We start from the raw sequence: 3642 nt of genomic DNA on the forward strand, positions 1-3642 counted from the left end.
CCTCGGCCTCCTGGAGCTGCTGGAGCGCGGGCTGCTGCCCCGGTCGATGCGGTCGTAGCGTCGGTCCGTGGGAGCGAGAGCGAGGGTAGGGAAATGGGAGCGTTCCCATCGCTGGAGATCGACTAGAAACCCGCGGCTCGTTTGGCTGTGTACAGTCTTGGGGTCCGCACCTGAAATTGGGCGTAACTTGCCTCTTCGATCCGTGCCCCCCGAAAGACACCGCCCGACTGTCCGAGGTGCTCGACACCGAGCATCGGAGGTGCCGCCTGCGGATGACCGGCAGCCGAGCCACCGGCAGGTGTCCGTGGATCTCGATCGCTGCCGTTGCGGTTGGGACGTTTCTGGTGGTATGTCAACTACCATCTGGCGTATCAAGCCCGCGATCTCAACTCAAGTCGCTGCCTCTGACCCACGTCGTGCGTGCCATGACGACAGACACCGCTTCTCCTGGCGACCGACTCGGTCGGGCCGTGCGCTTCTTCCGGCGGGGCGATGACACGGACGCAGCACCGACGCAAACCGTAGAACCACACTCCAAGGGGCCATGGTGTCTTCCGTCTCCGACGAGGACCAACCCGCAGACGAAATCGATTTCTGGAGTTCCTATCCGATCAACTGGCCGAGCCTCTACGCGGTGGCGGTGTTGATGCTCGGGGGCGTGGGCCTCAACCTGTGGGTCGGGGAGTACGGGCCCGCCGCGACCACGGCCCTGATCGCCGCGGGCGGCGCAGGGGTCGCCTACGACGCCATTCTCGACCACCTCGGGCAGCGAGTGGACCGACGGTGGTACTGGGCGGGCCTCGGGATGTGGGGACTGGTCACGGTCTGGAATCTGGCCTGGCTCACAGTGGCCTGGTTCGCCCGCGGGGGATAATCCCAACCCCGCACGCCTCGCTGGAGGACGGACGGGAAACGTCCCTCTACGCTCGTCTCTTCTGTGTCCGAACACCGACTTGAACGCCGATGCGTACCGACACCGTTCCTGGCTGGCTCAGCCCCACCACCAACTGGCGGAAGGCCCTGCGGACCGCCGCGATGGTTTTCGCCGCGTTTGCGGGCCTCCACGTCCTGATGTGGGCCCTCTCCCTTGAGCCCTTCGCGTGGACGGAGATCCTGCAGGCCGCGCTGCTCGGGCTCTTGGTTGGAGGGCTTCGACGAGCGGCGCCGCTGTCCAGGAGGCGCCTCCGGACAGTCGCCCCCGAGCAGCTGCGCGTGACGCTGTCGGCGCTGGTGATCGCAGGACTCTTCGTCGTCCTGTTCGGAATTATGAGCATTGGGGAGCCGGGCTCCCTCCTGGACGGCTGGCCGGTGTGGCTGGGCCTGAGCCTGGTGTTCGGGTTTGTGCTCGCGATGGTCGGGGCGGTGGACGAAGCGGCCGACGGCCGGTTGGAGACGGGGTAGACGCTAGCTCACGGATCGGTCGCCCGGAAGCCCGCCGCCATCGCGTGGCGCTGCCGGCGCAGCCCCTCTCCAATCCACCCAGTCCAGGGTGGAGCCGTGGCACTCCCGAAAACGCCAAATTCCAGTCCCAAACGACCCGCAGCAGGCTGTTTGCGAACTGGGTGGGCATCACGACGAACAGAAGCCCGACGTACGCCGCGGCGATCACGAGGAGGATCACCTTCACGAGGTGCCGGCCCCAGGTCGTCGAGCGCCACCGCTGCCTCCACTGATGACGGAGTACGTCGACCATCGTCATGACGGGAATCGGGTGCGTTCAGCAGCACGATCTGCCCGATCACCGTGCCGGTGCCCCATCCCGGATGACGGAACCAGCTCGTCACGCGGTGTCGGAGCAGAATGCGGAGCGCGTCCATCGTCGTCCGGAACAGCTCAGAAGAATCAGCCCGCCCTACGCCGCTTCGGCGGCCGCTCCGTCCGCCTCCTTCGGACGAATCGCCTCGCGGAAGTACCGCGTCAGCTCCTCCAGCGTATCCGGATCCGTCGGCTCGTCGCGGACGATCTCTCCCGCCTCGAGGATCGCGATCCGGTCGCTCACGTCGGTCACGTGCCCGAGGTCGTGGCTGGAGATAAGCATCGTTGTGTCCCCGCGTCGCTCCTGCAGGAGTTCCTTGAGCTGAATCTGCGACCGGGGATCGAGGCTCGCGAACGGCTCGTCGAAGACCAGCAGATCCGGCTCCGGCAGCAGCGCGGCAATCAGGCCCGCCTTGTTCTGGTTGCCGGTCGAGAGGTCGCGGATGTACTTCGTCGTCTCCCCGATCGGCTCGTCGACGTAGAAGTCGTCGAACTGGGCGAGCCGCTCGTCGATCGCCGCCCCGCTCAGCTCGTAGGTCTGGCCCACGAAGTGCCAGTACTCGTCGGGCGTCAGGAAGTCGATCAGGAACGAGGAGCCGAGGTACGAGCCGGTGCGCGTCTTCCAGTCAAAGGTGTCGGCGACGACCTCGCCGCCCAGCCGGACCGATCCCTCGTCGGCGCGGATCAGGTCAAGGACGAGGCGAAGGAAGGTGGTCTTGCCGGCGCCGTTGTTGCCGACGAGGCCGAAGGCCGTCCCCGGCTCGATCGTAAGCTCCGGAATCGAGAGCTCGAAGTCGTCGTAGCGCTTCGTGAGGGCGTCGGTCTCGAGGCGCATTGGGGAAGGAGAAAAGATTCAGAACAGCGCGCAGGTAAAATTTATCATAACCGCTGTCCTCAATGGTTTCAACTCTGCGGGCAGCCGCCTGCCCGAAGGGATCGGTCCCGCGACGCCCGGACGGATGCGGGACCCGCCGTGACGGCGCGACCGCTGCCAAATCGCCGTGATTTCGGGGACGGTGCCGAATAGATCGGCCCGCCGTCGCGTTGACCAATCTGCAATCTCTATGCCGCTGTTCGAATGGACGACGGACCGCGGACCGCCGCGTCGTGGCGCTTCCCGCCGTCCGGGGCGGAGCGAAGCCCTGCCCGTGGTGCCGTCTGCGGTTCGCCGTCGTGCCGAGAATAGCGCATAGGTTGCAACTTGGGTTCCCGACTCCGTTTCGTCCACCCCCCTTCTGCTTCCCATGAGCGATCCCATCGAGGCGCTCCGCGCCCACCTCGCCCCCATCGACGACCTCGAGTCCGCCGCCGCGGTGCTGGCCTGGGACCAGGAGACGTTCATGCCCGACGGCGGGGCCGAGGCGCGGGCCCACCAGCTCTCGACCCTCCAGTCGACGGCCCACGAGCGGTTCGTGTCCGACGAAACCGGCACCCTGCTCGACCGGGCGGCCGACGCGACGGCGGACGCCGACCCCGAAAGCCTTCGGGACGACGCGAGCCTCGTGCGCGTCACCCGCCGCGACTACGAGCGCGCCCGCCGGGTGCCCTCGTCCCTCGTGGCCGCGCTCTCGGAGGCGACCTCCCGGGCGAAGCAGGCTTGGAAAAAAGCGCGCGCCGAAGACGACTTTACGATCTTTGCCCCGCACCTGGAGACCCTCGTCGACCTCTCGGTCGAGAAGGCCGAGGCGATCGGCTACGAGGACGAGCCCTACGACGCCCTCCTTCAGGAATTTGAGCCCGATCTCACGACCGCCGAGGTCGCCGACACGTTCGGCACGCTGCGCGAGGACCTCGTGCCGCTGGTGGACGCCATCGCCGATTCGCCGCAGCTTGAGGACGACGTACTCCACCGGTCCTACCCCCAGCCGGCGCAACGGACGTTCGGCG

General features: G+C 67.0%; 3 protein-coding genes and 1 pseudogene. 3 read left to right on the forward strand and 1 reads right to left on the reverse strand.

What is annotated here, in order from left to right; translation table 11 throughout:
* The first annotated feature begins 544 nt into the window (after positions 1-544).
* Positions 545-874 (forward strand): hypothetical protein, encoded by a 330-nt coding sequence (locus V5A20_RS13610; protein ID WP_332327594.1) that lies wholly within the window; start codon positions 545-547, stop codon positions 872-874.
* Positions 875-963: 89 nt separating this feature from the next.
* Positions 964-1401 carry a hypothetical protein gene (locus tag V5A20_RS13615; RefSeq protein ID WP_332327595.1) on the forward strand — a complete coding sequence of 146 codons (438 nt, stop codon included), beginning with the start codon at positions 964-966 and terminating at the stop codon, positions 1399-1401.
* A 451-nt stretch (positions 1402-1852) separates the two neighbouring features.
* On the opposite strand, the gene V5A20_RS13620 is transcribed toward V5A20_RS13615, so the two are convergent.
* Positions 1853-2590 (reverse strand): ABC transporter ATP-binding protein, encoded by a 738-nt coding sequence (locus V5A20_RS13620; protein WP_332327596.1) that lies wholly within the window; start codon positions 2588-2590, stop codon positions 1853-1855.
* A gap of 409 nt (positions 2591-2999) precedes the next feature.
* Between V5A20_RS13620 and V5A20_RS13625 the strand changes: the two are divergent.
* A pseudogene (locus V5A20_RS13625) lies at positions 3000-3642 on the forward strand (carboxypeptidase M32); the annotation flags it as partial.

The organism is Salinibacter sp. (assembly GCF_036626415.1).
In the GTDB taxonomy this organism is placed as follows: Bacteria; Bacteroidota; Rhodothermia; order Rhodothermales; family Salinibacteraceae; genus Salinibacter.

Excerpts from the sequence above, each read along its gene's own strand:
- V5A20_RS13610 (WP_332327594.1), top strand. The coding sequence starts at position 545 with ATGGTGTCTTCCGTCTCCGACGAGGACCAACCCGCAGACGAAATCGAT.
- V5A20_RS13615 (WP_332327595.1), top strand. The coding sequence starts at position 964 with ATGCGTACCGACACCGTTCCTGGCTGGCTCAGCCCCACCACCAACTGG.
- V5A20_RS13620 (WP_332327596.1), bottom strand. The coding sequence starts at position 2,590 with ATGCGCCTCGAGACCGACGCCCTCACGAAGCGCTACGACGACTTCGAG.